The 25,738-nt window shown below is 71.2% G+C and carries 23 protein-coding genes; 13 read left to right on the forward strand and 10 right to left on the reverse strand.

The genetic code is table 11. The features are described from left to right. Positions 1-32: 32 nt before the first annotated feature. The gene (locus tag ACTWQF_RS05740; protein WP_443277663.1) at positions 33-518 is read right to left on the reverse strand and encodes an ATP-binding protein; all 486 of its coding nucleotides are present in this window, start codon (positions 516-518) and stop codon (positions 33-35) included. A 134-nt stretch (positions 519-652) separates the two neighbouring features. Between ACTWQF_RS05740 and ACTWQF_RS05745 the strand changes: the two genes are divergently transcribed. The 5 genes from ACTWQF_RS05745 to ACTWQF_RS05765 are packed head-to-tail and all read left to right on the forward strand — an operon-like array spanning position 653 to position 2,318. Next, positions 653-1,519 carry a helix-turn-helix domain-containing protein gene (locus ACTWQF_RS05745; RefSeq protein ID WP_443277665.1) on the forward strand — a complete coding sequence of 289 codons (867 nt, stop codon included), beginning with the start codon at positions 653-655 and terminating at the stop codon, positions 1,517-1,519. Beyond that, entirely contained in the window at positions 1,509-1,733 is a 225-nt protein-coding gene (locus tag ACTWQF_RS05750) for a DUF397 domain-containing protein (protein WP_443277667.1), read from the forward strand. The genes ACTWQF_RS05745 and ACTWQF_RS05750 overlap by 11 nt, the downstream gene beginning before the upstream one ends. Further along, positions 1,723-1,944 (forward strand): DUF397 domain-containing protein, encoded by a 222-nt coding sequence (locus ACTWQF_RS05755; RefSeq protein WP_443278470.1) that lies wholly within the window; start codon positions 1,723-1,725, stop codon positions 1,942-1,944. Before ACTWQF_RS05750 ends, ACTWQF_RS05755 begins: the two co-directional genes overlap by 11 nt. Then, positions 1,931-2,134 (forward strand): DUF397 domain-containing protein, encoded by a 204-nt coding sequence (locus tag ACTWQF_RS05760; protein WP_443277669.1) that lies wholly within the window; start codon positions 1,931-1,933, stop codon positions 2,132-2,134. Before ACTWQF_RS05755 ends, ACTWQF_RS05760 begins: the two co-directional genes overlap by 14 nt. Then, on the forward strand, positions 2,124-2,318 hold the full coding sequence (locus ACTWQF_RS05765; protein WP_443277671.1) for a DUF397 domain-containing protein: 195 nt from the start codon (positions 2,124-2,126) through the stop codon (positions 2,316-2,318). The genes ACTWQF_RS05760 and ACTWQF_RS05765 overlap by 11 nt, the downstream gene beginning before the upstream one ends. 162 nt (positions 2,319-2,480) lie before the next feature. On the opposite strand, the gene ACTWQF_RS05770 is transcribed toward ACTWQF_RS05765, so the two are convergent. The 3 genes from ACTWQF_RS05770 to ACTWQF_RS05780 form a co-directional block, all read right to left on the reverse strand. After that, positions 2,481-3,245: a hypothetical protein gene (locus ACTWQF_RS05770; protein ID WP_443277673.1), complete on the reverse strand. Its 765-nt coding sequence runs from the start codon at positions 3,243-3,245 to the stop codon at positions 2,481-2,483. Between the two features lie 148 nt (positions 3,246-3,393). Then, positions 3,394-4,023, reverse strand: coding sequence for a hypothetical protein (locus ACTWQF_RS05775; protein WP_443277675.1), 630 nt, complete (start codon positions 4,021-4,023; stop codon positions 3,394-3,396). Further along, a complete protein-coding gene (locus ACTWQF_RS05780) occupies positions 4,020-5,054 on the reverse strand; it encodes an NlpC/P60 family protein (RefSeq protein ID WP_443277677.1) in 1,035 nt (344 codons plus the stop codon). The genes ACTWQF_RS05775 and ACTWQF_RS05780 overlap by 4 nt, the downstream gene beginning before the upstream one ends. 305 nt (positions 5,055-5,359) lie before the next feature. Here ACTWQF_RS05780 and ACTWQF_RS05785 point away from each other — a divergent pair, with 305 nt between their 5' ends. From ACTWQF_RS05785 to ACTWQF_RS05815, 7 genes are all read left to right on the forward strand, one after another. Next, positions 5,360-5,833, forward strand: coding sequence for a DUF6668 family protein (locus tag ACTWQF_RS05785; RefSeq protein ID WP_443277679.1), 474 nt, complete (start codon positions 5,360-5,362; stop codon positions 5,831-5,833). A gap of 11 nt (positions 5,834-5,844) precedes the next feature. Next, complete coding sequence (locus ACTWQF_RS05790; RefSeq protein WP_443277681.1) at positions 5,845-6,171, forward strand: hypothetical protein; 327 nt, start codon at positions 5,845-5,847, stop codon at positions 6,169-6,171. 63 nt (positions 6,172-6,234) lie between these two features. Beyond that, positions 6,235-7,086 (forward strand): hypothetical protein, encoded by an 852-nt coding sequence (locus tag ACTWQF_RS05795; RefSeq protein WP_443277682.1) that lies wholly within the window; start codon positions 6,235-6,237, stop codon positions 7,084-7,086. Continuing rightward, complete coding sequence (locus tag ACTWQF_RS05800; protein WP_443277684.1) at positions 7,086-8,510, forward strand: hypothetical protein; 1,425 nt, start codon at positions 7,086-7,088, stop codon at positions 8,508-8,510. The genes ACTWQF_RS05795 and ACTWQF_RS05800 overlap by 1 nt, the downstream gene beginning before the upstream one ends. Further along, complete coding sequence (locus tag ACTWQF_RS05805; RefSeq protein ID WP_443277685.1) at positions 8,497-9,996, forward strand: SCO6880 family protein; 1,500 nt, start codon at positions 8,497-8,499, stop codon at positions 9,994-9,996. The genes ACTWQF_RS05800 and ACTWQF_RS05805 overlap by 14 nt, the downstream gene beginning before the upstream one ends. A gap of 202 nt (positions 9,997-10,198) precedes the next feature. Next, a complete protein-coding gene (locus ACTWQF_RS05810; RefSeq protein ID WP_443277687.1) occupies positions 10,199-11,680 on the forward strand; it encodes an ATP/GTP-binding protein in 1,482 nt (493 codons plus the stop codon). 146 nt (positions 11,681-11,826) lie between these two features. Further along, the gene (locus ACTWQF_RS05815) at positions 11,827-13,302 is read left to right on the forward strand and encodes an RICIN domain-containing protein (RefSeq protein ID WP_443277689.1); all 1,476 of its coding nucleotides are present in this window, start codon (positions 11,827-11,829) and stop codon (positions 13,300-13,302) included. A 52-nt stretch (positions 13,303-13,354) separates the two neighbouring features. Here ACTWQF_RS05815 and ACTWQF_RS05820 read toward each other — a convergent pair whose 3' ends face one another. Beyond that, positions 13,355-16,264 carry an AfsR/SARP family transcriptional regulator gene (locus ACTWQF_RS05820; protein ID WP_443277691.1) on the reverse strand — a complete coding sequence of 970 codons (2,910 nt, stop codon included), beginning with the start codon at positions 16,262-16,264 and terminating at the stop codon, positions 13,355-13,357. Between the two features lie 1,429 nt (positions 16,265-17,693). Between ACTWQF_RS05820 and ACTWQF_RS05825 the strand changes: the two genes are divergently transcribed. After that, a complete protein-coding gene (locus ACTWQF_RS05825; protein ID WP_443277693.1) occupies positions 17,694-18,878 on the forward strand; it encodes a DUF418 domain-containing protein in 1,185 nt (394 codons plus the stop codon). Between the two features lie 154 nt (positions 18,879-19,032). Here ACTWQF_RS05825 and ACTWQF_RS05830 read toward each other — a convergent pair whose 3' ends face one another. The 5 genes from ACTWQF_RS05830 to ACTWQF_RS05850 all read right to left on the reverse strand — a co-directional run bounded on the left by ACTWQF_RS05830 (position 19,033) and on the right by ACTWQF_RS05850 (position 25,738). Further along, entirely contained in the window at positions 19,033-20,811 is a 1,779-nt protein-coding gene (locus ACTWQF_RS05830; protein WP_443277695.1) for a type IV secretory system conjugative DNA transfer family protein, read from the reverse strand. Between the two features lie 11 nt (positions 20,812-20,822). After that, the gene (locus tag ACTWQF_RS05835) at positions 20,823-22,520 is read right to left on the reverse strand and encodes an ATP/GTP-binding protein (RefSeq protein ID WP_443278471.1); all 1,698 of its coding nucleotides are present in this window, start codon (positions 22,518-22,520) and stop codon (positions 20,823-20,825) included. Positions 22,521-22,693: 173 nt separating this feature from the next. Continuing rightward, a complete protein-coding gene (locus ACTWQF_RS05840) occupies positions 22,694-24,190 on the reverse strand; it encodes an SCO6880 family protein (RefSeq protein WP_443277696.1) in 1,497 nt (498 codons plus the stop codon). Between the two features lie 4 nt (positions 24,191-24,194). After that, positions 24,195-24,320: a hypothetical protein gene (locus tag ACTWQF_RS05845; RefSeq protein ID WP_443277698.1), complete on the reverse strand. Its 126-nt coding sequence runs from the start codon at positions 24,318-24,320 to the stop codon at positions 24,195-24,197. A 77-nt stretch (positions 24,321-24,397) separates the two neighbouring features. Next, positions 24,398-25,738 (reverse strand): hypothetical protein, encoded by a 1,341-nt coding sequence (locus ACTWQF_RS05850; RefSeq protein WP_443277700.1) that lies wholly within the window; start codon positions 25,736-25,738, stop codon positions 24,398-24,400.

Genomic DNA, 25,738 nt, shown 5'->3' on the forward strand with positions numbered 1-25,738 from the left:
GGTGACGGGGCCGGAGCCAGGCGTCCGTCCCGTCACCTCGCCCGCAGCGTCAGGACGCTGAGTTCGGCCCAGACGGTCTTCACGATGGCGTCGCGCCGGTGGATGCCCCAGTGGTCGGCGAGAGCGTCGAGGAGGACCAGCCCGTAGCCCGATTCGGCCGGTTGGCTGCCGTCGTTCGCCTTCGGGTAGGTCGGTCGCACTGGCCGGTCCGCGCAGGCGTCGCTCACCTCGATCCGCAGCGTGCCGCCGGTCCGGTCCTCCCAGGTGAGCCGAAGGCGGAAGTCCCGGCCCACGTTGCCGCAGTGGCGTGCGGCGTTCGAGGCCAGTTCTGCGACGAGGAGAGCTGCCGTCTCCGAGGCGTCGCTGCCGTACGGGATTCCCCAGTCGTCCAGCTGCTGCACGGCGAGCCGACGGGCCAGGCGGGCACCACGGCGGGTGGTGGAGAGCTGGAGCAGGAACTCCAGTAGTTGTGGGTCGAGTTGTGGGCTGAGCTGCTGACGCCTGATTTCCGTGTTCATAGGGTGACGATCTCGTCACGCGGCTAGGGTTCCCCAGGTCGGCCCATGTTGCACGCGCAGTTGGTACGTGCGAGGACCACCGCCGTACGGGCCGCGAACCGTAACCGCACGGAGTGAGCGATGAGGTGGGCGCGATGACCAAGCGCCGGGAACACGAACGGCAGCCTGTGACCGCGGACAGGCGCAACGACACCAGGCCCGGCGTCTGGGTGGCCTACGGAAAGCTGCTGAAGCTCTCCCGTAAACGGGCCTGCGTCACCCAGGAACGGCTGGCGGAAGCCGTGGGCTATTCGCTGGAACAGACCGCCTCCATCGAACAGGGCCGCCGCCCGGCGAAGGCCGCCTTCACGGAGGCCGCCGAACGGTTCCTCGGCGCGGGTGGAGTTCTCGAGGCGGTCCAGGAGGAGGTCGACTTCGCCAAACTTCCGGCGTTCTTCCGGGACTTCGCCGTGTTAGAGCTGGATGCCGTCAGCCACTATTCGTACGAGCCGCTGCTGGTGCCGGGGCTGTTGCAGACGCCTGCATACGCACAGGCGTTGTTCGAGGGCTATTGCCCCAAGATGTCCGCGGAAATGGTCGAGCAGAACGTCGACGCCCGACTCGGTAGGCAGAAGCTCCTCACCAAGACACCTAGTGTGGAGTTCTCCTTCGTCATTGGGGAGAGCGCCTTGCGTAATCCGATCGGAGGCCCCGAGGTGATGGGGGAACAACTCCGGCACCTGCTGAAGCTGCGGACGGCAGGGAACGTTGAGGTACAAGTCATCCCTAGCCAGGCTGGGTATCACACGGGACTCGAAGGCCCATTCGTGCTCCTGGAGACCGCAGAGCAGCACCGGCGCTTCGGCTACATCGAGTCCCAGACCCTGGGCTTCGTGATCAGCGACGCAACATGGGTGAGCACCCTTGGCCTGCGCTATGGGAAGCTGCGCTCGAAGGCGCTGCACATCGACGAATCGGCAGCGTTCATCGAGAAGTTGCTGGAGGGGCACGATGACCACTGAGCAGAAGGTGACCGGCGGGCTGTCGCTGGCGTGGGTCAAGAGCAGTTACAGCGGAGGGGGCGGCGGCAACTGCGTCGAGGTGGCTCGTACCGGCGCTGCCGTGCACGTTCGTGACTCCAAGGTGGTGGGTGGGCCGCAGCTCAAGGTGGCGCCCTCCGGCTGGTCCGCGTTCATCGAGCGGTTGCTGGAGGGGCACGATGACCATGACCACTGAGCTGAAGGCCACCGTCGGGATACCACTGGCATGGTTCAAAAGCACTTACAGCGGGTCGGGCGGCGGCGAGTGCGTTGAGGTGGCTCGTACAGGTTCTGCCGTGTGCGTTCGTGACTCGAAGATGGTGGATGGGCCGCAGATCCGGGTGGCGCGGTCTGGCTGGGCTGTGTTCGTCGGGCAGTTGATGGAGGAGCGCGATGGCCACCGGTGAGATGCCGCTGGTGTGGGTCAAGAGCACTTACAGCGGGGACGGTGGCGGCAACTGCGTCGAGGTGGCTCATGCCGTCACTGCCATACGCGTTCGTGACTCCAAGGTGGCGGATGGGCCGCAGATCCGGGTGGCGCGCTCCGGCTGGTCCGCGTTTATCGAGCGGTTGTCGGAGGGGCACGATGACCACTGAGCAGGAGGCCATGCCGCTGGCGTGGGTCAGGAGCAGTTTCAGCGGGTCGGGTGGCGGCAACTGCGTCGAGGTGGCTTGTACCGGCGCTGCCGTGCGCGTTCGTGACTCCAAGGTGGCGGGCGGACCGCAGCTCGCGATGGGCCGCGCCGGCTGGGCCGCGTTCGTCGCATCCGTGACGCGCTGAACCCGGCATTGGGGGGCTGTGCTTGCCAGCCCTGCGCCTCTGGCGCAGACCTCCCAAGCACAGAGGGGACGTGCCCCGTTAGGGGCGCGGGGAACTGCGCGATCAGCCACAGCTCACCCGCAGCCTGCGGGATTGGGCAAGGGGCACCCCCGGCCAGAAAGATCACTGCACCGTGGCGGCATTCAGGGCTGCTTCGAGTTGGGACTGATGGGCCAGGACGGCGGCGAAGGCGTGGCCGCCTTGGCCGGGGATCTGGTTGCGCATGCGGACCATGGCGACTCCGGCCAGGGCTGCGGTTTCCGGGTCCGGGATCTGGAGCCATAGATCCTCAGCGCGGGTCGCTACGGCCTCGGCCTGGTCGGCGGCCCCTTGGTAGTGCCAGCGCTCCGCGACGTCGCGGTACATGCGTACCCCACCGACGGCGTCACCGGCCAGAGCGGTGACGCGCGCGCGAGCCTCGCGGATGCGCAGTGCTTCGGGGTGGGAGAGCCCCAGCTCGTCCGCGGCCTTCTCGTCGAGCTGCGCGGCGAGCGCGAGGGCCTCGTCCATGCGGCCCGCCCCCGCGTGTGCTTCGAGGTGGGCCACGGCATCGGTGAGGGCGTCCGGCGAGCCCAGCGCGGGGGTGGGCGGAGGAGTGCTGCGTTTCTTCGGCGGCCTGCCGCGTTGGGCGGCGGCGCCGGAGAGCTCGCCCACCGACCCGTCGGGCGAGATGACCAGCAGCCATACGGTGCCGTCCGGCTCGGTGGCCTCCGCGCGTACGGGTCGGCCGAGGCCGGCTGCCGCCGCGGCCACGGCGTCGATGGCCGCGGAGCGGTCGGGGTGCTCGGACGCGGGGAGGAGCGGGCCGGAGACGGCCACCCGGCCGCTGTCCTGGACGACGAAGGCGTAGGCCGGCCAGGCCGGCACCTCGCTGGGCTCGTACGGCATCGAATTCCCTTCTGGTGAGCTCCTGTTCCGGTAGGGGGTGCCCCCGCCGGACGCTCGCGGGCTGCGGGCGCTCCCCCAAGCTGTTCGAGCAGGGAGGTACCCCCTGGTTGGGCGCGCAGTTCCCCGCGCCCCTTCGGGGCGCTAAGCGCTAGCGCACGGTGACGCCGGTGACCCGCCACGGCTTGGCGGCGGCCGACCGGACGAGGTGGACGTAGGCGACGGCGGTGGTGGGCTTCTGCTTCCAGCCGTCGCGGCCGTGCGGGGTGGTGGTGACGGTCCACTGCCGCCAGGCCACGGTGTCGGTGTCGGCCGGCTTCGCCGCGTCCTCGGTCTTGGTCAGCTTGACGGTGGTGTAGGCACGATGCTGGGTCCACTCGCCCCACTGGGCGCCGGGAGCCGCGCGGGAATGGCGTTCGCGGAGTTGACGCGCGTACGACTCGGTCAGCCAGCCCGCGTCCGCGGCGCGCGTCCCGGCGTCCTGCGTACCGCTGTCGACGGCGGTGTCGTACGTCCACATGGCGGTGAGCGTCCCCTCGCCGACCTCGTCGGCGTCGTTCTGGTCGACCTCCTCGGGCTTGGGAACATCGCCCTTGGGGGTGCCCGTGGCGCTGGGGGACGGCGGTGGGGACGAGGCCCGGGCCGAGACGGAGGGCTGCCCCTTCCCTTCGTCGCCGCCGGTGTCGGCGCCGCCGACACTGGCGCCGCAGCCGGGTACGGCAAGTGCGAACGCGAGGGCGAGCGCCGTCGCGGCTGCACGGCGCGCGCTGGGGGCTGTCATCCGAACCGCCTCACTTTCTGGGGCCTGCTTGCGTAGTAGCTGTCGTCGAGATCGCTGATCTTCACCACGTCGCCGGTCTTCGGCGCGTGGATGAACTGGCCGCCCCCGACGTAGATGCCGATGTGGTCGTAGCTGCCGTGGAGGTTGAAACCGATCACGTCGCCCGGCCGCATGTCGTCGCGGGAGACGGTCTTGCCCTCGGTGACCTGCACTTGGGAGGTGCGTGGCAGCAGCGTCCTGCCGCCGCTCGCGTGGTAGACCGCGGCCTGGACGAGGCTGGAGCAGTCGAACCCGACCGTGTTCGCACCCTGCGCGAAGCCCCTCCCGGGACCTTCGGGACCGCCGCCGCCCCAGGCGTACGGGGTGCCGAGCCATTTCTTGGCGTAGGCCACCACGCGGTCGCCGAACGGGCCACCTTCCTCGTCCGTCATGGGGGCACCGGAGTAGTCGCTCATCGACGTGAGGATCTTCGCGACGTAGTTCTGCGTCTCCGGGTACGGCGGCAGACCGCCGTACTGCTCGATCGCGCCGGGGCCCGCGTTGTAGGCGGCGAGCAGCAACCGCGTGGGGTCGCCGTCCAGCCCCAGCGTCTTGACCTTGCCCGCTAGCCAGCAGTCGTAGCGGGCCTGGGTCATGATGGCGTCGCCCGGGGTGAACGGGTCGGCGGTGCCGTCGGGTTCGGCGCTGCCGTCCTTGCCGGCCGCGTCCACTCCCCAGGTCTCCCAGGTGCCGGGCATGAACTGGCTCAGCCCCTGGGCGCCGACGGGGCTCTTCGCGTCGGGGTTCCAGCCGGATTCGGCATCGATCTGCGCGGCGATCAACGGGGCGCTGACCTCTTTGCACTCCTTGCCGGCGCGTTCGATCCACCGTACGTACTCCTTCGGGATGCGTCCGGCATCGAGCGCTGTCACGAGCCCTGCGGGAGCACCGGCTTCCTCCTCGTCGGCTGCCGCCACGACGGACAGGCCGACCAGCAGGGCGAGCAGCCCGGCGATGACACCGCCCGCCAACCTCACCGTGGCCGTGGGCATCCGCACCCCCCTCTTGAACCAGCCTCTTGAACCAGTTCCCTCGAAAGTCCGTATGTGGGTCCGCAGTCGAAAATCAGCGCGTATGTACGCGTCGATCAGTGCTTGGACGAACTTGACAACTCATCTGCGGAATCGCGGCGTTGAGTGCGCCGACGAAGGGAGATGCCATGGCCGGGGAAGTACCGGTTTCCAACCCCTGGCTATCTCCAGCCCGTCCCTCGGGGGGCAACAACGGGGAGCCGAGTCGATCGGTTCAGGACGTGTTGACGGCAACGACAGGGCCGACGGCACCTCAGGGGGCCGGCGTGCCGTGGCCCGACTACGTGCTGCCCGTCGCCTCGCCCCGGCCGGTCACCGGTCCCGGGTGGTGGTGGCTGGGCGTACACGGCGGCGCCGGGGTCAGCACGCTGGAGCAGGCCGTGCCCGGCGGCCGGGACGCGGGCCGTGCCTGGCCCGCGGCCGACGAGCCGCAGCCGGTGGTGCTCGTCGCGCGCTCCAGTGCGAACGGCCTCAAGGCTGTGCGGAACGCCGCACAGCAGTGGGGTTCGCAGCTGGTCACCGGGATCGAGCTGCTCGGGCTGGTCGTCGTCGCCGACGCTCCGGGCCGGCGCCCCCGCGCCCTGCGGGACCTGCTGCATCTCGTCTCCGGCACCGTCCCCCGGCTGTGGGAGATCCCGTGGGTGGAGGAGTGGCGGCTCGGCGAGCCGCCCACGGCGCATCTCCCCAAGGAATGCGCGCCGTTGGCCCGCGATCTGACCCGACTCACCCGACCCGCGTAAGGGGAAACCGCATGTCCAGTCTGCTGGCGGCTGTCTCGGTCGCTTCACAGGACCTCGCCCACTTCGCCCAACTCGCCGCCGACCCGGCACCGTCCGGCCCTCCGGACGTCGGCGGCGGCTCGGCGCCGCCCGGAGCCGACGGCTTGCTGACGGTGCTCAAGTGGGTGGCCTGGACCGTCACAGCGCTGTGCGTCGCGGGGATCTTCGCCGTCGCAGCGCGGATGGCGCTCGACCACTCACGGGGCGGCGGTCGCGAGCACGCCAAGGGGCTGGGCTATGTGCTGGGCGCCTGTCTGCTCGTCGGCTCGGCTTCCGGCCTCGTCGGCGCGCTCGTCTGACGGCACGTCAACGGATTGCGGGGCGGGCGCAGATGAGGCTGATCACAGGGATGGGGAAGGGACATGGCAGAGTCCGACAACCGTGCAGGCACCGACGAGCCGCGGAGTCCGTGGCTGCGGACCGGATTCGTCCTCGCGGTGGGGTTCATCGGCTTCGTGGCCGTCATCGGGGTGGCGGTCCTCGTCTCCTCCGGCTCCTCGGACTCCTCGGACCGAGGCGGTTCCACCGCGGCCTCGGCATCGAAGGGGGCACCGGGGTCGCAGCCGGGCGGGCGCGCCACACAGTCACCGCCGTCCGCGGCCGGGGACGGCGACTCGGCGGGGGACGGTGACACCTCCGGGGACCGTGACACGTCCGGTGGCGGCGATACGTCGTGTCCCGAACTGGACGACCGGCGGGACGAGGTGCCCACCGACGCTCCCGAGGGCGTGGCGTGGAAGCTGTTCCATACCGTCGCGCTCCCCTCCTCGAAGGCTGCGGGCCCGGCTGTTGTCGAGAAGGACGTGGCGCGTTGCTACGCGCACACTCCGCTGGGCGCTCTGCTGGCGACGAGCCAGATCAGCGTCCGGTACCTGGCCGCCGACGACTGGCAGAAGGTGACGCGCGCGCAGACCGTCGGCGCGGGCCGCCAGTCCTATATCGCCGCCAGGACCAAGTCGGAGAGCACGGCGGATCCGAAGGCGGCCCAGGACGGTGCGGTGCAGGGGCAGATCGCGGGCTTCAAGTTCGTCACGTATACCCGCAGCGCGGCGGTGATCCAGACTGTGTGGCGGTTCCCCGACGGCCGGATGCAGGCCGCCACCACGACGGCGCTGTGGCGGAACGGGGACTGGCGACTGGAGTATCCGGCCGATCCGGCGGCGCCCACTCCCGTCGACTCCCTCGCCGGATACGTCAAGTGGGGCGGTGTGTGATGGCGGGCTGCGACTTCGGCTGGGTGAGCCCCACCGTCGGCGGCTACTGCGTGGGGGAGGGGGAGGGAACCAGCCCGAAGGACCTCGGCGACAGCGCGTTCGACAACATCGTGGACAGCGCCGCCAAGGCGGCAGGCTCCACCGTCAAGGCACTCGGCAGCGCGTGGACGCAGATCGAGAGCCCGGTCCTCAGCTTCGACAGCGGACCGGTGGCGTTCCTGCGCGGCTCCACCTTGTGGTTCACCTCCTTCACCGCCGTGCTGTGCCTGATCGTCGCGGCCGGGCACATCGCCTGGCAGCGCCGCGGCGAACCCGGCAGACAGGCCGTGCAGGGGCTGCTCAACCTGGTCCTCGTCTCATCGGCCGGGGTGGCAGCCGTCAACCTGCTGACCGTGGCGGGAGACCGGTTCAGCGTCTGGATCATCGACAGGTCCATCGGCTGCCGGCAGATCAGCCCGAACGGCGAGCCGGTCCAGCAGTGCGTGAAGGAGTTCGACGACCGCGTCTCGGCCATGCTCGCCCTGGGGGACACCGATTCGTCCTTCCTGGTGCTGATCATGTCCCTGCTGGTGATCTGCGGCAGCCTGGTGCAGATCGCCCTCATGATCGTCCGGGTGGCCATGCTGGTGATCCTCACCGGCACGCTCCCGCTGTCCGCGGCGGCGAGCGGTACCCCCGCGGGCCGGGCCTGGTTCCGCAAGTCCGTGGGGTGGCTGCTGGCCTTCGTCCTCTACAAGCCGACCGCGGCGATCGTGTACGCGGCGGCGTTCTCGATGACCGGCACGGGGCAACAGGGCGGAGAGGGCAACGAGATCATCTCGATGGTGTCCGGTGTCGTCCTGCTGGTGCTGGCCTGCTTCACCCTGCCCGCGCTGCTACGGCTCGCAGCCCCCGCCGTGCAGGCGACGACGTCGGGCCTCGGCCGCGGCGCCAAGTCCGGCGCAGGCGGCGGTCAGGCCGTGGCCACCGGGGCGCAGGCCGTACCGCAGCTACGCGGTCCGGCCGCCGGCCGATCCGTCTCCGGGGCGACCGTGGACCGGGACCGGGCGGAGGCCACCGGCGCACACAACAGCCCCCGCCGGGCGGCGAGCAGCCGCCCGCCCGCAGGAAGCGCCGGCGGCCCGCACGCGACACCGGGCGCCGAGCACGCGGGGGTCGCCGCCGACGGACGCGCGGGACACGGGGGGCACGCAGGACACGGGGGGCACGCAGGACACGCGGGACGCGCGGGGCAACCGCGCCCGACGGCCTGGCGGAACCGGCCCGAGGAGCAGCCGCGGTCTGCGAACTCTGCGGGCCCTGTGGACCCCGCGGACCCTTCGGACCCCGCGGAGTCCGCCGACGAGGAGCTGCTTGCCTCCGCACCTTCGACAACTCACCGACACCACGACGACCAGCGAGGAAAATCCCGTGGCAGCGACTGAAACACACAGCCCGCGCACCTACGGCAACTTCCGCAAGCCGCGCGCCTCCGGACTGCGGGGTCTGTCCCTGGGGGCGACCATGCTGCTGTTCGGCGGCCTGATCGCCGTCGTCCTCACCACGCTGATCTCCCTCTGGGCCGCACTGGCACTGGCCGTCGTCCTGGCGATGGTCATGGCTCCACTGGCCCTGCGCGACCGGCACGGCCGTACGCTGATGCAGCGTGGTTCGGTCCGCCTCGCCTGGTGGCGTTCCACGTCCTCCGGCAGCAACCTCTACCGGTCAGGGCCGCTCGGCCGGGCCGGGGGCGGCAGTTGCCGACTGCCCGGGCTGGCCGCGCAGTCCTCGCTGAGCGAGGCGCGGGACGGCTACGGACGCCCGTTCGCCATGATCAGCATTCCGGCGACCAACCACCACACCGTCGTCGTCTCCTGCGACGCGGACGGTGCGGCCCTGGTCGACGAGCGGCAGGTCGATATCTGGGTGGCCCACTGGGGCCAGTGGCTGTCGGCGCTGGGTACGGAACCAGGTCTCGTCGCCGCGAGCGTCACCGTGGAGACGGCACCCGATCCCGGAGTCCGGCTCCAGCAGGAGATCGGCGCCAACTCCGTCGACGAAGCACCCGAGTTGGCGCGGGCCATGCTCCGGGACGTGGTCGCCGCCTACCCAAGCGGCTCGGCGCAGATCAGCACCCGGATCGCGCTGACGTACTCCGGTGCGGCCCGCGCCGGTGCGCCCCGCCGCAACGTCGAGGAGATGGCGGTGCACATCGGCACCCGCCTGCCGGGCCTGACCGCCGGGCTGTCCATGACCGGCGCGGGGACAGCCGTACCGATGACGGCGACCGAGCTCGCCGAGGCGGTGCGGGTCGCCTACGACCCGACCGTCGCACAGCTGGTGGAGGAGGCGCGCGTCGCCGGGGGCACCGGGCTGACCTGGGACGAGGCCGGACCCACCGCGGCGCAGGAGGCGTGGGACCACTATCGGCACGACGGCGTCCACAGCATCACCTGGGCCATGACGGAGGCTCCGCAGGGCGAGGTGTTCTCCAACGTACTGACCGGCCTGGTACAGCCCAACCGCGATATCGCCCGCAAGCGGGTCACCCTCCTCTACCGCCCGCACAGCCGCGCCGAGGGCGCCCGCGTCGTCCAACAGGACTACAAGAACGCCCTGTTCACCGCCCAGCAGTCACCCCTCGGGCGGGCGAGCGACGACGCGGAGGTGGTCGCGGCCAGGAAGGCGACCGAGGAACAGGCCCAGGGACACGGGGTGATCCAGTTCGGCCTGCTGATCACCGCGACCGTCGACTCCGCGGAGGATCTGCCCAGGGCGACCGCCGCCGTCGACAACCTCGCCCCCGCAGCACGGATCGCCGTCCGGCCGGTCTACGGCTCCCAGGCCGCGGCCTTCGCTGCCGCGTTGCCGCTGGGTTTGGTGCTCCCACTCCACACGGCCCTCCCACAGACGGTGCGGGACGCGATGTAGGGCCCGGCGGACGTTGCGTACCCCGCATGGGGGGCTGCGCTTGCCAGCCCTGCGCCTCTGGCGCAGACCTCCCAAGCTTCGCAGGGGGAGACGCGCCCCGAAGGGGCGCGGGGAACTGCGCGATCAGCCAAGACGCATCCGCAGCCCGCGGACGACGGGCAGGGGCACCCCCGGACACGGCCATACAGCACAGGAGGATTCGATGGCACGTAAGACCGCGAAAACGCGGGCCCGCAAGGCCGACACCAGCCGGCCGCAGGCCACCGCGCGGGGGTGGCCGGGCCGCGGCGGCGGCATGGTCGGCTACGTGGACCCCGCCCCCGAATGGCGGGGCACGTCCGTGCAGGTCTGCGGGCTGTGGCCGTTCGGCGCCGGGGCCGGGACCCCGATGGTCGGGGTGCCGCTGGGCCGCGACCTGGACTCCGGGGCCACGGTGTGCTGCGACCCGGTGAGCTGGTTCATGCGTACGGGGCTGCTGGCCAACCCCTCGATGTTCGTACTCGGCCGCCCCGGTCTCGGCAAGTCGACCGTGGTGCGGCGGATGGCGCTCGGACTGTCCGGCTACGGCGTCCATCCGCTGATCTTCGGCGACCTCAAGCCCGACTATGTGGACCTGATCAGGGCGATCGGCGGGCAGGTCATCAGCCTGGGCCGGGGGCGCGGCCACCTCAACGTCCTCGACCCCGGCGAGTCCACCGCCGCGGCGGCCCGCCTCACCGGCGACGCGCGCCGGCAGCTCCTCGCCGGCATCCACAGCCGCCGGCTGCACATGGTCTCGGCGCTGCTGACCATCCTGCGCTCCGAGCCGCCCGGCGACCGGGAGGAGACCATCCTCGCCGCGGCGCTGGACATCCTCGACGACCGGCACGGCCCCGGTCGCACACCGGTGCTCGCGGACCTGGTGCAGGTCATCAAGGACGCCCCGGAGCCGGTGCGCGCCGTGGCCCTCGACCGCGGTGACATCAAGCGGTACTGGGACATCACCGAGAACCTGGAAGCCTCGCTGACCGCGCTGCTCGGAGACGGCCTGCTGGGCGACTCCTTCGCCCGCCCCACCACGGAGCCGATGAAGCTCGACCGCCCGGTGTGCTTCGACGTCAGCCATATCGACGACAGCGAGACCCTGCTCCAGGCCGCCGCGCTGCTGTCCTGCTGGTCGTACGGCTTCGGCGCGGTCTCAGCGGCGCACGCCCTCGCGGACGCCGGGCTGGAGCCGCAGCGCAACTACTTCCTGGTCATGGACGAGTTGTGGCGGGTGCTGCAAGCCGGCCGGGGCCTGGTCGACCGGGTCAACGCGCTCACCCGCCTGGACCGGCAGCGCGGCGTGGGCCTGGCCATGGTCACCCACACCATCGGGGACCTGCTCGCGCTGCCCACCGAGGAGGACCGCATCAAGGCCAAGGGCTTCGTCGAGCGCGCGGGCATGGTGGTCTGCGCCGGACTGCCACCGGCCGAGATGCCGCAACTCGGCCAGGTGGTCGAGCTGACGGAGGTCGAGAAGCGGCTGCTGGTCGACTGGTCGACGCCCCCGGCCTGGGACAGCTCCCGCAACCGCCAGGCCGACCCACCCGGCCTTGGCAACTTCCTCGTCAAGGTCGGCAGCCGCCCCGGCATCCCGGTCCATGTGGACCTGACTCCGGGGGAGTTGGACGTCAACAACACCAACAAGAGGTGGAACAAGTGAGGGGCCGCCGTCCGGCGCGGTGATGCGGTGAACCGTGTTCAGGAGGGGCCCCTGCCCGAGGCGGTCTGAACCGATTCGCCCAAGGGGCCGTTCTCACCCTTGAGTTCGTTCGTCGGAAGTTGATCAGGGCATCAGGAAGGGTTCACATGAGCGAGGACGGAGAAACACAGCCGTCGGGCGCGCCGCCCGGGCGTTCCGCACCTTTCGAGGTGCTCATCGCCGACGACGGATCCGCCTCCATCGACGGCGAGCCGGTCCCGGTGATCGGTGACCAGCCGCTCGACATCGCGATACTCGACACACTGCACGGGTACGCGCAGCTCCGGGACACCCCCGTCACGGCCGCCATCTCCAACCCGAGCACGGGCTATGCCGTACGCATCGAGGTCGGCCCCGATGGCTCCAGCCAACTCCTGGCGCAGGACGCCGGGTCCGATGCGGGAGGCGGGACGCCGGCCGCGAGCGGCCCGTCAGTCCCTGCCGGCGACGCGATGTCCGGCGTGCCCGGACAGGAAGGCCCGTCGCCTCAGGGGCCGCCGCCTCAGGGCCCGTCGCCTCAGGGCCCGTCGCCTCAGGGCCCGTCCGGCTCGGACAAACGGCGGGTCGCGATGCCGTCGATTCCGCGTCCGTCGATCCCGCGCCCCTCGCTTTCCCGGCCGTCGCTTTCCCGGTTGTCGGCTTCCCGGCGTTCGCCCGGTGCCGGGAAGGCGGGGGCCAGAGGGTCGGACGAGGAGTTCCGGCCGAGCAGCCTGCTCAAGAAGCCATGGACCGTCGCCGCCGCGGCTGTGGCCCTTGCGGCGCTCATCACGACTCCGATCGCGCTGGCCGGTTCCGGGGGCGAGGAGAAGGAGAGCGGCAAGGACCGGAAGAACCAGGCCAGTGGCACCAAGGACGATGCGGGCCGTGGCCCGTCGGGGACTGTGCGCCCCTCCCCTCCGGGCTACCCCACCGACTCTCCTTCCGGGAGCCCTTCGTCCGACCCGTCCAGCAAGGACAAGGACAAGGACAAGGACCCCACCGGCGAGCCGAAGCCCTCGCCTTCGGAGTCCGGCGGTTCGGCGGATGACGAGGACTCCGCCGGGGCGCCCGAGAGTCCGGGCGGCAGCGATGACGGCGACGACGACGTGGATGCAGCCGGGACCACGGCCAAGATTCCCTCCGGGGCGACCATGGTCGTGAACCGGAAGAGCAATCGGTGCCTGGACCTGCCCGGCACCGGCGGCGGCAAGCCGGACGGCCGGGTCCAGCAGGGCCCTTGCGACACGACCCCCGGGTCCCGTGGCGGCAACCAGCGGTGGGTTCTGGACCTCAAGAAGAAGGGCGCCGGTCCCCGGGGCACCGACCTCTACCTGGTCCGCAACGTCAAGGACGACCTCTGCCTGGACCTGGCAGCCTTCGGCCCTGTCGCGGCCGGTTCACCGGTGACCGAGTTCCACTGCCGTGCCGACGAGGACAACCAGCTGTGGTGGCTCGACAAGCGGTCCAACGGAACGTTCAGCATCCGCAATGAGAAGAGCGGCAACCTGTGCCTCAACGTGGCGAACGCGGGGAAGGCGAACGCCGCTGCGACGATCTCCGGCTGCGACGGCGCCGTTCGCCAGTGGAGCTTCCGGAAGCCGTGAACCCGTACCGGCGTCGGCCACGGTGCCGACGCCGGTTCACCCGGCCGACGGCTCACTCAGCGGTTCGCTGCATGCCGGCGTCATCGAGGCCGTCATCGAGGCCGTCATCGAGCCCGCGCAGCTTGTCGCGGATTTCCTCGGCGTCGGGATGGTTGAACTCCTCCAGCAGCTCCAGCGCCTGGCCCCAGCCGCTGCGGGCGGCTTCCAGTTCGCCGACAGCCAGCCAGGCGTCGGCGAGGTGGCTGATGGTGTGGGCCTCGGCCCATCGGTTGCCGACCTCCCGGTGCGCCTCGAGCGCACGGTGATAGTGCTCCACCGCGTCGTCGTGGCGGCCGAGCCGGTGGTGGACGGTGCCGAGGAAGTCCAGCGAGATGCCCTCGACCCAGCGGTTGTCGGTGGCGCGTTGGACGACCAGCGCCTGCTCCAGATACTCCTGCGCCTCGTCGAGCCGGCCGAGTCGCAGATACGCATCGCCCAGGTTGTTCAAGCAGATCCCCTCGCCCCAGCCGTAGCCGAGGGCGCGGTCGGTCTCCAGCGATCGCCGGAGATGGCCGATCGCCTCCTCGATCCGACCGGCCCGCAGACAGACGTCGCCGAGGTTGCCCGTGATCCGTGCGACGCCCTGCTCGTCCCCGAGTTCCTGCCAGACGGGCAGCGCCTGGCCGTAGTGGTCGATAGCCTCGTCGAAACTGCCCGCGTTGGCGAGGGCGTTGGCCAGACTGGTGAGGCATTCGGCCTCGCCCAGCCGGTCGTGGGCGCTGCGGGCGGCGCTCAGGCTCGTCCGGTTGGTGGATATCCAGTCGTTCGTATGGCTGCGCAGGTAGAAGAACCCCCACAGAGCGGCGGTCTGCCGCCATGCGATGCCGGACTGCCCATGTGTGGCCGCATGGGTGATCGCCGCGACGAGATTGGCACGCTCGGCCGTGCACCAGCCCAGCGCCTCGTCGTAGGTGGTGAACTCCAGGGGCCGGCAGTCGGGAGGCAGCGGAACGAGAGGGACGCGCGGGCGCTTCGGAGTGATGAACCCGGAGGCGGCATCCGCGGTGTGCAGATACCAGGTGAGGACCCGCTCGACTGCCTGGTCACGGTCCGCTGCTGCCTCCTCGCAGCGGGCGCGCTCGGCGGCGTAGATACGCAGCAGATCGTGGAAGGCGTAGCGGCCGGGGAAGTGTTCGGTGAGCAGATGGGCGTGGGTGAGTTCGCCCAGCAGGCCGCGCGTCTCGCGCAGCGCGAGCCCCGCCAGGGCGGCAGCGGCGGGCGCCGAGATGTCGGGGCCAGGATGCGCGGCCAGCAGCTGGAACAGCCGGGCGGCCGGGGCGGACAGCGCGTGGTGCGACCAGGAGAACACCGCCCGCACATCGGTACTGATGTCGCCGCCCGTGAAGGCGTCGAGGCTGCCGTGGCTGTCGCGCAGCTCGTCGGCGACGGCGTGCAGCGGGAAGCTGGGGTGGGTGGCCGCACGGGCTGCGACGATGGCCAGGGCCAGCGGCAGCCGGGCGCAACGGGCGATGATCTCGTCCGCCGCCTCCGGCTCCGCGGCCAGCCGCTCGGCACCGATACGGCGGGCCAGGAAGTCCCGTGCCTCGGCGAGGGGGAGCGGGGCCAGCGTCAGCGGATGTGCCCCGTCGTTGGCGATCAGGCCGGTGAGCTGGTTGCGACTGGTGACGATGGCCAGGCAGCCGGGCCCGGTGGGCAACAGGGGCCGGACCTGTTCGGTGTCCCGGGCGTTGTCCAGCAGGAGCAGGACCCGTCGGTCGGCGAGCAGGCTGCGGTACAGCGCGGCACGGGCGTCGGGGCGCCCTGGCATCTGCCCCGGAGGGACGCCGAGCGCGTCCAGGAAGGTGTGGACGGCCTCGTCCGGCGGCATGGCCGAGCCGGTCGGATCGAAGCCGCGCAGATTGACGTACAGCTGGCCGTCGGGGAAGCGGTGGGCGATCTCGTGCGCCCAGTGCACCGCCAGCGTCGTTTTGCCGACGCCCGCCATGCCGCCGATCGCGCTGATCACCACGGCGGTCGGACGCCGCCCCTCGGCGGGCAGCAGCGCATGGCTCTGGGCGAGTTCGGTGTCCCGGCCGGTGAAGACCGGCAGATCGGCGGGCAGCTGTGCCGGGCGCGCTGCGGCGGCCGGGGCGGGCGGGCCGGCGTCCCGGGGCGTGGTCGGCTCCGGCGGGGTGGGGGCGCGCAGCGACGGGTCGGCGGACAGTATCCGGGCGTGGAGGTCGAGCAGCGCCGGACCGGGCTCCACGCCGAGCTCCGCCACCAGCGTCTCCCGGAGCCTGCGGTAGGCCGCCAGCGCCTCGGCCTGACGCCCGGACCGGTAGAGCGCCAGCATGAGCAGCTCGCACAGCCGCTCGCGCAGCGGATGCTCAGCTGTCAACGAGGTCAGTTCGGCGGCCACGTCCTCGTGACGTCTCAGTTCGAGGTCCACATCCAGCCGGGCCTCCAGCGCGTGCAGCCGCTGCTCGTCGAGCCGGTACCGTTCCGCCTCGGCCAGCGGGCCGGGGAGCCCCGCCAGCGGCTTGCCCTCCCACAACTCCATTGCGGCGTACAGCAGTTCCCCGGCCGCAGCGAGGTCGCCACCGGTGCGGAGCTTCTTCGCCTCGGCCACTCTTCGCTCGAAGACGCTCAGGTCCAGGGCGTCTTCGGGGACGCGAACGAGGTAGCCGTCCGCGGCCGAGACGATCACATGCGGCGCCTCGCCCGCCTCCCGCCCCGGCTCCAGCACCTTGCGCAGCCGCGAGACGTACGTACGGAGAACCGTCACCGCTCCCGTCGGCGGATCTTCGCCCCAGATGGCGTCGACCAGCTCACCGATCGTCGCGGGGCGTCCACGCCGCAACAGCAGCGCAGCCAGCACCGCCCGCTGCTGTGGTGATCCGAGGGCCAGTTCCCGCTCCGCGCGCCATGCCCGAACAGGTCCTAAGACGGCGAGGCGCAGGGAGGTCGCACGACTCACGTTCACGCGTTCGACTCTACCGATGCGGGAACGATCCGGAAGCGCTCTCTTGCTTTTCTCACCCAGTGGACCGAGTGAACCGGTCACCGAGCCCATCCGTGTCTCTTTGAGCATCGGTCGTCGACGACACGGAGGACGCCGCTATGCCTGAGCCGACCGGTCCACGCCGTACGAGGCCCAAGCGGCTGGCGCGACAGCTGCTCGATCAGGAGCTGAACGCCGCCACGCAGCAGAACAGCCCGCCCGAGAACCCTGGGTGGGGGAGTGCCCCGCAACGGGCGGAGCAGGATTCGTCCAGCCGAGCCGCGGACCAGCTCGACGAGACGGCGAACGAAATGTTCCGCGCTCTGCGCGAGTTGTTGCGCACCCTGCTGCGCAACCCGCGGGGACGAGAGGCGGCGGGAGAGCCCGGGCAAGGACAGGACGTCCAGCAGCCTGCTCCGGAGCCAGGCTTTGCACCGCCTCCGCCACAGCCGAAGGCCCGGCAGCGCCTCACGAAACCGCAGCCGGAAGGCGCCAACTCGCCCTCTGCGCAGTACTGGAATCTCCGTCCGGAGCAACAGAAGGCGGTCCAGGACGCTGCACTGAAGTTGATCACCAGCAAGAGCCGGTACAGGGACGCGTACGATCGCAACCCGCTGCAGCTGGGCCTCGCGGCGGAACTCGCCGGTGAGGCATACGCCCGACAGCTGGCGGCAGCCGCGGCCAAGGCGAACGGCACCGACGAGCGGAAGTCCTGGCTGTCCAGGCTCAACCCCTGGAGGCCGGCGAAGGCCGCCCGCAACACCGAGACAGCCGCTCAGGAGAACGGTCGCGGACGCGCATCTGCGGCTGTCCCGGACCCCAACGCACGCATGACCGCACCGCCCCAAATGCCCCAGCTCCCCCACTACGCTCCCGGGCACCCGGCACCGGCGCCCCCCAACGCGGCACCCCAGCAGGCCCCCCGTCCTCCCATGCCCACCCAGGGCCAAGCCGTCGGTCCCCGCCCTGCGACCACTGCCCTCCAGGCCGTGGCCCGCGCCGTGGCTCCCTCCCAAGGGAACCCCGGCGCGCCCGCACCCGGGCCGCCCGTACCCCCCAAGCTCCCTCGTGACGCCCCCGTCGCCTCCGGGGAGGTCTCCCCTCCCACCAGCCCTCAGCCGTCCCGTCCCCCCAGCCCCGTAAGCCCCATGTTGCAGTCCTCCTCGCCCAGCTTCAGAGCCGCCGTGGCCAACGAGTCACTCGCGTACCACCGCTCCGGCAGCGAGAGAGGAAGGACGGGACCCCCGACGCCGCAGTCGCCACCGCCGTACAGCTCCGCGGTGCGACCGGCAAACACCCAACAGCGAGCGAAATCCCCGGGCCGGAAGTAACGCTGGTCAGGAAGCCTCTACGCCGCGTTCGGCGCGGTCATGCCGCACAGCACCCTGGAATGGCGAGGACGGCATTGTCCGTGAGCGAGAGAACGACACCGGCGGCCCCCGCAACGCCCACGACCACCGCTTCGTCGCGGCGGATCCGAGACGTCGATGCCCTGCGTGGCTTCGCGCTGCTCGGCATTCTGTTGGTCAACGTTCAGGTGATGGCCGATCCGTATGCGGGCCAGGGGCCGTCCGCTTCGGTGGGCGACAGGGTTGCGGTCTGGCTCGTCACCGCGCTGGTCAGCAGCAAGTTCTATCTGCTGTTCGCCTTCCTCTTCGGGTACAGCTTCACCCTGCAAGTGCGCTCGGCCGAGCGGGAGGGCGCCGGGTTCGCAGCCCGGCATCTGCGCAGGGTGCTCTGCCTGTTCGTTCTGGGTCTCGCGCACGCCGTGCTGTTGTTTCCGGGCGACATCCTGATGACGTATGCGGTGCTGGGGCTGGTGCTGTTCGCCGCGCGTGGCGTGACGCCGCGCACGGCGGTGCGCGGCGCGGTCTGGCTCGTCGCCGCTCTCGCCGTCCTGTTGCTCGGCAAGGGCCTCCTCGCCCTCGCTGTCACCGCGCCGGCCGAAGCCGCCGACCCGCGGGAGGCGACGGCCGTGGCGGCGTACCGAGGCGATCCCGTCTCCGTCGTGCATGCCAATCTGCGGCAGTGGCGGGAGCTGCTCGCCGGGGATCTGCTCTACGCGCCGCACATCCTGGCGGCCTTTCTGGCGGGCCTGGCCGCGGGCAAACGGCGGGTGCTCGCCGAGTTCGACCGGTATCGCGCGCAGGCCAGACGGTTGGTCGCCTACGGGCTGCCGGTCGGCCTGGCCGGGAGCGGGTTCATGGCGATGTGCGGCAACGGCCCGCTGGACGCGCGCTGGTCCGACGTCGGCATGGCCGTCGGCGTGCTCACCGCCCCGGCGCTGACCGCCGCGTACGCCTGCGGACTGCTGTTCCTCCTGCGTACGCGGCACGGCCGACGGCTCGGCGAGGGCCTGGCGCCGGCCGGGCGGATGGCGCTCACCAACTATCTGTCCCAGTCGCTGGTGATGGCCCTGGTCTTCACCGGCTACGGGCTCGCCTGGTACGGCCGCGCCGGCCTGGTCCCCGTACTGGCCGGGTGCTGCGTTCTCTATGCGGCCCAACTGGCGCTCAGCCGCTGGTTGCTTCGCCGCGTTCGGTACGGCCCCGTCGAACGGCTCCTCCACACCGTGACCCGGGCCCGCGCCCGCTGACCCGCAAGGGGGCTGCGCGTGCCCACCCTTCGCCCCTGGCGCAGGGTGGGCACGCTTGCGGGGAAGCAAATAAGGGGCGCGGGGAACTGCGCGATCAGCCTGGGGGTACCTCCCTGCTCGAAGAGCTTGGGGGAGCACCCGCAGCCTGCGGGCGTCAGGAAGTGGCACCCCGTTCCCAGGACAGACCGCCGGGCACGGTGACCCCGCCGGCCCACGCCCGCGCGGCCCGCTCAGTGATCGCCTCCGTCTCAGCCTTCGCGGCGGCGGAAATCGCCGCCGCGCCCGGTTCCTTGTACCAGGGCCGCAGCCGGATCAGCGCGGGCCGAATACCGGTGGCCAGCAGCAGCGCCGTGCCCTTGGGAAGGGCGCGGATCTTGTCCGGCGGGAGGATCGGGTCCAGACGGTAGGAGACCGAACGGGAACCGCCGTCCTTGCCGCTGGAGTAGCTGGGGGTCTTGACATCGCGCTGGCCGACGAGTTTGGAGACCTTGTCCACGAAGTCGGCGTCGTCCAGCCCCGCGCCGAGGAGTTTGACGGTGGCGGCGCTCCACAGCGCGTCCATACCGGCCTCGCCCCAGACGCGGGCGCCCTGGCGGTAGCTCTGCAGCAGGGTGACGACGTTGATGCCGCGGGAGCCGAGGTGGCTGTAGAGGTCGGGGAGGTCGGAGATGCGGCAGACGTTGGCCGCCTCGTCCAGCACCGCCGTCATCGGGGGATCGAGCCGGCCGCCCATCCTTTCGGCGGCCATCACCCCGGCGCGCAGGGTGGCATCGGCAAGGCCCGCGATGACGCCGGCGGCTGAGCCTCCGCCGTCCTTGGAGAGCAGATAGAGGGTGTCGCGGCCGCGTACGTGTTCGTGCGGGCGGAACTCCGGGAGGTCGGGGTCCGGGCTGACCCAGGCGGCGATCTCCGGGTCGAGCAGACAGGCCACGCACTGCCGCGCCGTCTCGTAGATGCCGTCACGGGTCTCGACCGCGCCGCGTACGGTGCCCTGCAACTGCTCGGCCATGGCGACCATGTCGGCGTCGCGCAGCAGGTCGACGGGGGTGCGGTCGGCGGGGTCGGCGAGCCAGCCGAGCAGGTCGGTGACGGAGGCTCCGCCGCGCGCGGCGGCCAGGAACAGTGCCGTCAGTGTGTTCTGGGCCGCCGAGATCCAGAAGTCCTTCTTCGACGCGTCGTCGTTGACGGAGGCGACGAAGTGCCCGGCCAGCCGGCGGGCGCCCTCGATGGTGTGGCAGTCGGCCAGCATGTTCCACCACATGCCACGGGGTGTGTGGGCGATGCCCTGCGGGTCGAACGTCCAGACGATGCCGGTCTTTTCGCGTTCGGCCCGGGTGACGGCGTAGACGTCCGACTTGTTCGAGGTGAGCAGCACCGCACCGTTCGCCCGTAGCACCCGTGGGACGGCGATGCCGGTGGACTTGCCAGCGCGCGGGGCCATCAGGTCGAGCTCCACGTCCTCGAAGGAGGAGCGGAGTTCGGGCCCGTTCGGCTCCAGATCGCCGAGCAGATTGCCGGTCTGGTCCGGGTGCAGGGGGTGGGGCAGGCCCTTGAGGGAGGGGCGCAGATCGCGGGCGCGCGCCTCGATGCCCTCGGGACACATGGAGGCCAGCTCCCGCCTCCCGGCAAGTCCCTTCTGCCGGGAGGCGTACGACACGATCTTCCGTGCGGCGAGGACGGCCCCCGCGATGACCGAGCCGAAGACCAGCACGACGCCGATCCACACCGCGACGGGCGATGCGTCCGGCCACATCTCCTGCGGACCGTCCGCGACCAGCGTGGCGGATATCGAGACGGAGAACGGCGGGGGCTGCCAGCCCGCGCCGTTCAGCGCTGCGCCCAGGGTCCCGCCGAGCCAGATGCCTCCGGACGTCATCAGGGCTGTGGCCACCGCAGCCACGATGGCCCAGGGGGCCATATCCCGGGTGTTCATACCCGCCTTCATCACGCCGTCCTCCTGTCCGGACCCTGCCCCGGCCACGGGTCGTGTCCGGGCCGCTGATCCGGCCCTTGCCGCGGCACCGTCTCCGACGCTGCCCTCGTCCACACCTCTGGCCCCGGCCCGGTCACCGGTCCCAGCCTCGGCACCGGCTCAGCGGCGGGCACCGGCTCGGCGGCCGCCGCCGGCTCAGCTGCCGCCGCTGGCTCAGCTGCCGCCGCTGGCTCAGCGGCCGGCGCCGGCTCAGCACCGCCCCCGACACCGGCCTCGGCACTCGTCCCCGTACCGTCCCCGGCGAGGCCCTCGATCGACTGCCCCCCAGGGTGGTCGTTCTGCACCCAGCGGGTGTTGGTGTCATGCAGATGGCGCTCGGTGTCGGTGATGCTGACCCTGATCGGGATGCCGGGCCGGCCGCCGACCTTGATGAGGAAGCGGCCACGGCCGGGCGGTTCCTCACTCTCACCGGAGATGGCCCAGCCCGGGGGAGAGGACCAGGAGGAGACCAGCTCGATCTCCCGCTCGGACAGCCCGACGATCTTGCCCAGCTCCTCCATCTCGGCCCGGGGCAGACCCGCGCAGACGACCATGCCCGCGCGTTCGACGAAGCCGCGCGCCTTGGCCTTGTCGGCTTCGGTGCCCAGCGACTCCGCGTCCTTGAGCGTGTGCGTGATCTTGGCGTCCCCCAGACCGAGGGTGCGGTTGAGGCGGGTGAGTGCGTCGATACGGTCGACGATGCCGGTCGCGGCACGCAACGGCCGCCACAGCTCGTCGAGCACGGTGAAGAACCAGCGTCGCGGGGTGAGGCCCGCGTCGGCCAGCGCGTGGGAAGCCGCCACCGAGCCGAGCCCGTCGGACCACGCCGCCAGCATCGCCGCCGCGGTCAGCTGGGTGTCCGCCTCACCGATCCGGGAGATGTCGATACAGACCGCGGGCGCGTTCGGATCGACGCGTGTCGAGGTCTCGGAAGCGAAGGTGTCACCCAGCGGCCCGTCGAGAATGCCCAGCAGCGAGCGGTGCAGCGGGTCGACGGCATCGCGATAGCGGGTCTCGTCCCCACGGTCCAGGGTCACGGCCCGTATCCGGTCGGGTCCCTCGTTGAGCACCCTCAGCACATCGGGCAGCACCACGGTCCGGCCGGGGGGAGTCCTTTCGTACAGGTGGTGCAGTACGGCGGAGACCACCGCCTGCTCGTGGTCGTCCATGGGGCGGTTGCGGACGATGGTGACCAGTGCGGCCACCATGTTCAGCACACGGCCGTGCGCCTCGGCGGCCAGGGCCCGGCCCGCCGCTCCGCCGATCCTGTGCGCTGCCGCGCCCATGGCGCCAGGGTCGAGCAGGTTGATGCCGCCCATGCCACGCCCGATGGAGATCACCTGACCGCCCAGGGCGCGTACCGTGTCCGCGTAGTCGGGCTTGAGGTCGCCGAGCACCAGCGGCACCACGCCTGTCGCGGCAAGGCCGATGAGCATCCGGTTGACCAGCGTCGACTTTCCCAGGCCCGGCATGCCGAGCATGAACAGCGACGGGTTGGAGATGTAGCGCGCCCGCGTGAACCACGAGAGCGGGTCCCCGCACACCGTGGCGCCGGTGTGGATGTGCTGCCCCAGCGGCACGCCGGACATGGGCGCGCCCGAACCTGCGGCGAACGGCCACAGCCCGCAAGCCTGCACCGTCGTCGCCCGCCACATCGTGGGCGGGTCCATGCCGCCGACCTGCCCGCCGCCGGGCCCCGGCCAGCCGCGCGAGGTCGGCAGCTTCTGCCTGGGCTGCGACTTGGGCCCGTTGCGGTCCTTGCCGCTCTTGCCCTTCTGCTTCCGCTTGGCGTCGGTCATGTCCCGCTCCGCTTCGTCGAGTTGCCAGTCGTTGCCGCGCGGACTCACAGCGCCTCCCGCAGATCCCGCGGGATCAGCGACAGCTCCCACGGGAGGAGCCCGACCGGCAGGGTGCAGCTGAAGGCCGCTGCCTGCATCCGGTCGGCAGGACGCATCGACAGCCGTGCCGCTCCCTGGAGGTTCTTCATGGCCACATTGGCGTCGGCCAGTTCTTCGTCGGAGTCGACCGTGACCGTGAGCATCATCGAGAACTCCACCAGTCCGGCACCGGTCGCCTCTTCCTGCGCGGTCTGCTCGGCCGCGCGTACCTCGGTGGCGGCCCGCGCCTGGACCAGACCGCGTCCGGACGTGGCCATGAACTGGGCGGCCCGCCGGTCGGCCTCCACGATGCGGGCGGAGGTCGCCGGATCGATGGGCCGGTAGAGCAGCGCCACCCGCTTACGACGGGTACCGGGGCTGGCCTCGAGCAGGCCGCGCAGCACATTGGCCCGCACGGTGCCGCGAGGCGCGAGAGTCAGCATCCAAGTCCTGGACACTCCGGAATCGTGCTGGTAGGAGGCCACATTCTCCACGCAGGCAGCAGGGCCTGCGTCGTCCCACTCCAGCCCGGTGTAGCCGTACTGGGAGCGGACGCTGAGGACTTCCGCCGCGACATCGGGGTCGTACGCCACCCGTACGACCTCGGCGATGCGCTCGCCGGACAGCGGGTAGGCGACTCCGCCGCCCGCGCCCACCAGTCCCGCGAGCAGGCCCGGGATCCGGGTGGAGAGATCGATGATCATGTCGTCGTGGTTGATCTTCTGCCCCACCGGGACGCCGTAGGTGAGCGTGATGTACGTATGCATCTCGGAGGAGGCTTCCGGATACCGTTCGACGACCTCCTCCATCACGGCACGCGCTGCGGCCGGCGCATCGGGGGAGAGACGGGGCAGTACCTCGTGCGCGAGCCGGGTGCCCGAGTCGGGCGCCGTCTCGACGATGACGGAGGCGCCCCGCAGCCCCGGTTCATGCGACAGCCGGGACAGCCACTGGCCCCACGAGGCCACCCAGGTGTCCACCTGGTCGGGGTCGACCAGCGAACCACCGTCAGGTTCACAGGCGAGCACAATGGTGTAGAGACGGCGGCTTCCGTGGTACAGCACGCCGAAATCACGGTCGTAGGCGTCCCTGCCCCCGTACATCTCCATCCGGCCGAGCAGCCCGGGCGGCTGGAACCGCCCACCGGGCCGCTGCGAGAGCGGGCCCGAGACATAGGTGGTCGCCCCCTTGGACTTACGGCGTATCCATCCGATACGTACGGCGATCAACTGGTAGGCGTTGCGCCCGTCCTGGGTCCGCATCACCAGCGGGATCAGTACAAAGGCCATGGGGACCATCACGACCGCCGCCGCGATCAGCGACATCAGTGAGGCCAGCAGCGTGACGACGAGCCCGCCGAACAGCCCGGCGGTACCGAGCATGCCGAAGGACCCGAGCCCCGGCCGTCGCGGCCGGCGCCAGTTCCCGTAGGTGGGGCTCGACGACACGGCATGGGATGACATGCGTTCAGCTTCCTTCCAGAGAGGGCGAGTTACGGAAAAGTACGTAGAGGGCTGCGCCCCGCAGGGGCGCGGGGAACTGCGCGACCAGCCACAACGTCAGCCGCAGCCCGCAGTCGTCGGTCAGGGGCACCCCCTGACCGGAACCACGAGGGCCGCGGCGCAGCCCCCGTGCCGGGTACGCGAGATCGGTCGGCAAGCCCGGGGGCCCTACTCGTTGTGGCCCTTGGCCCCATCCGCACCGTCCACGCCGCCGGCGACGAGCTTCCCGGCGGTCTTGGCTGCGGCGACCGCTGCCTCGACTGCCATACCGGCCGGGCCCGCCGCGGCACCCGCGCCCCGCGCGGCGCCGCTGGGGCCTCCTGCGGATCCGCCGCCCGTACCTCCGCCACCGGCACCGCGGCCGCCGCCCGCGGACTGGCCGCCACCGCCGCCGCCTGCGGACTGGCCGCCTCCGGACGGGCCCGAACCGCCCCCGCCGGAGCCGTCGGAGTTGCCCATTGCGCCGGTGACCGTTCCCGACGGTCCGGTCCGGCCTCCCTGCCCGGACTGGCCGCCGCCGCCCGAGGACCCCGAAGCGCCTGAGGGCCCGGAACCACCGGAGCTTCCGCCGGACCCGGCGGCACCCCGGGCCGCCGCCGACGGGGCGCCGCCGCCGATCGACTTCGCCCCGGAGGCAATGCCCCCGGCGGCGCCCGAGACGGCGGTGCTGTAGGCACTGTCACCGCCGAGCGCCGCGGTGGCGGGCACGACCAGCTTCAGCAGCGCGGGCAGGGCGATGGCCGACAGCAGCATCACGCAGATACCGGCGATCTTGGTGTGGATCTTGTCGCTGGCCTCTCCGCCCTCGCCGCCTGTGAGCAGATCCGAGCCCGCGTAGATGACGAGTCCGGCAGCGGGTTTGTAGAGCAGCCAGGCGATCATCCAGCCGATGTGCTTGCGCCACCAGCCGCCGCCCCAGTCACTCATGGACGCGGCAGCGGCCAGCGGCAGCGTGCCGAACAGAATGATCATGACGCCCAGCCGCACATAGAGCAGGATCGTGTGCACGATGGCGGCAATGAGCAGCAGGAACGCGAGGACCAGCAGCAGGAAGGGCTCGATTCCCGACGAAGGACCACACCCCATGTCCTGCACCTGCTCGTTCACGGCACCGGCGAACAGGTAGTTGGCGTAGTTGTCGCCGACGGTGGCAGCAGCGCCCACGATGGCCGTCCCGCCACCGGCGACGACAATGAGCCGCACCATGCCCTTCAGCGCGGTCTGGCCCGGCTCGCCACGGCGCTCCGCGGCCATCCGGATGCAGGCGAAGAGGAGCGAGCCCACGGCGACGTAGACGACGAGCCACTGCACTTGGTCGTTGACCGGCCCCGACTTCGCCGGCTCGAAGGTCGGGACCGCCTTTGTCACCGCCCCGAACGCGGCGATGGCCCCGGCCATGATGGCGTTGGCGATGCCCTTGACGATGGTGCCGATCGGATCACCCAGAAAATCGAAGAATCCCTTCGCAATATCCAGGAGAGGATTTCCCGTACCGCTTTCGCAGGCCAT

Origin of the sequence: Streptomyces sp. 8N114 (assembly GCF_052245835.1) — a bacterium.
GTDB lineage: Bacteria > Actinomycetota > Actinomycetes > Streptomycetales > Streptomycetaceae > Streptomyces.